At 68.4% G+C, this 2,171-nt stretch carries 2 protein-coding genes; one reads left to right on the top strand and one right to left on the bottom strand.

Translation table 11 applies throughout. The annotated features are described in order from the left end of the window. The coding region (gene hemA, locus B0684_RS11830) for a glutamyl-tRNA reductase (RefSeq protein ID WP_077277036.1) at positions 1 to 758 on the bottom strand (758 nt) is incomplete at its 3' end. A 170-nt stretch (positions 759 to 928) separates the two neighbouring features. Between hemA and B0684_RS11825 the strand changes: the two genes are divergently transcribed. Then, a partial coding sequence (locus tag B0684_RS11825; protein ID WP_143592466.1) for a tetratricopeptide repeat protein occupies positions 929 to 2,171 on the top strand: 1,243 nt, incomplete at its 3' end.

Below are 2,171 nucleotides of genomic sequence, written 5' to 3'. Positions count from 1 at the left end.
GGCAAGGGCGCGGCGGTGGAGGAGATGACGATGTCGGCATCGGCCATGCGATCGGGGAGCTGGTCGAGGCTGATGGCCTCGGCATCGAAGCGTCCGGCCACCGCGCGGGCGCGCTCCACCGTGCGGTTGGCGACGATGACGTTGCCGATGCCGCCCCCGGAGAGATGCTGCAGGGCCAGTTCGATGGTCTCGCCGGCGCCGATCACCAGGGCGGTCAGCGGCTTCAGGTCGCCGAAGATCTGGCGTGCCAGTGACACCGCAGCGAAGGCGACCGAGACCGCGCTCTGGCCGATGGCGGTCTGGGTGCGCACGTCCTTGGCGGTGGCGAAGGCATGCTGGAACAGACGCTCCAGCGAGCGCCCGAGCGTACCGGCGTTGTGGGCGTGCTGGTAGGCGGTCTTCATCTGCCCCAGGATCTGCGGCTCGCCGAGGACCATGGAATCCAGCCCGCTGGCCACGCGCAGAGTGTGACGCACGGCCGAGCCATCGTGGTGCAGGTAGAGGTAGGGTTTCAGTTCGTCGCGGTCGATGCCGTGGTAGCCGCCGATCCAGTCGATGACGCGCTGCTCGCTTTGCTGATCGTCCTCGCGGAAGTACACCTCGGTGCGGTTGCAGGTGGACAGGATCGCGGTTTCCGGCAATAGCACGCCGGAACGCAGCGAGTGCAGGGCCTCGCCGAGTTCGTGCTCGTTGACGGAGAGCCGTTCGCGAATGGCGACCGGAGCCGTCTTGTGATTGATCCCGAGAGTGAACAGCATGCTGGCGCGTATTGTGCCGGAAAACGCGGGCGCGTGGCCGAATTTCCCGATAGTGTACTGTGCTGTACGGTTAGCAGGAGGTGGCGCGCGCCGGCCGGACGTCTCCGTATACCCGTTGTGTGGAACCCGAGCTGTGGAACCCTGGGGGCCGCTGCCCCGTCCCATCCGATATGGCCGCAATGATCCCGATTGGACACAACATGATTCGAAGCCTGCTCGCGCTCACCGCCGTGTTCTCCCTGGTGGGTTGTGCGCATACCCCGCTGGACGCCTCCGAACCGCCGGAGTCGGATCGCCCCGAGGTGCTGCCCTTGATGCAGACCCAGGATCCGGAGGCTGTGCTGATGTTCAGCGTCCTGGCCGCCGAGATCGCGGTGCGCTCCGGCGAGCATGCCGAGGCGGCGCGCTATTACGGAGCCGCGGCGTTGCTGAGCGACGATCCGGCCATCGCCGAGCGTGCCACCCGGATCGCCTTGTTCGCGCGCGAGCCGGAACACGCACAGCGTTCGGCCGACCGTTGGCTGCGTCTGGCCCCCGAGAGCACCGATGCCAGCCAGGTCTCGACGGTCCTGCGGATCAACGCCGGTGATGCCGGGCAGGCGGCCGAACAGCTGGATTCGCTGATGAATCGCGTCGTGGTGCAGGGCGGCGACCCCTACGCGACCCTGGGTGGTGTGATTGGTCAGGCTCAGGACCAGCAGGCGGCTATGGAGACCATGCACCTGCTGGCCGAGCGCCGCCGCGACGACGTGGGCGTGCATCGCGTGCAGGCCGAGGCCGCGCTGCGCTTTGGCGAGCCAGGTGAGGAGGTGCTTGCGGTGACCGAGCGAGCCGCCGAGCGCTTCCCGGAATCGGTCCAGCTGCGTTTGCTGCATGCACGGGCCCAGAGCGAGGCCGGGCATGACGATGCGGCGGTCGAGACCCTGCGCGCGACCGTGGAGGCGCACCCGGACAGTCGCGAGGCCCGTCTGGGATACGCGCGGGTCCTGACCGAGATGGAGGATGACGTCTTCGCCCGCGAGGAGATGGACCGCCTGGTGGAGATGGCGCCGGAGGATGCCCAGCTCCTGTTGGCGCTTGCCCTGATGAACCTGGAGGCGGAGCAACTGGGCCCCGCGCGGGATTACCTCGAACGCCTGGATGCCATGGGTGAGCGCGAGGACGACGTCGCGTACTACCTGGGGCGCTTGCACGAGATGGCCGACGAGCCGGAGGCCGCCCTGGGCGCCTACGCCCGCGTGGAGGCCGGCGACCATGCCGAGGATGCCCGCCTGCGCAGCGCGCGCTTGACGCTCAAACACGACGGGGCCGAGGCCGCTCGTGACCTTTTCGACCCCATGCAGCAGGGCGTGGATGAGGATCTGGCCCGGCGCGCCTATTTGGCCGAGGCGAACGCCCTGCTGCATGGGGTCG

Origin of the sequence: Thioalkalivibrio versutus, from assembly GCF_001999325.1 — a bacterium.
Taxonomy (GTDB): domain Bacteria; phylum Pseudomonadota; class Gammaproteobacteria; order Ectothiorhodospirales; family Ectothiorhodospiraceae; genus Thioalkalivibrio; species Thioalkalivibrio versutus.
Note: the sequence above shows the minus strand (reverse complement) of the source record. Positions and strands in the feature narration are given on the sequence as shown.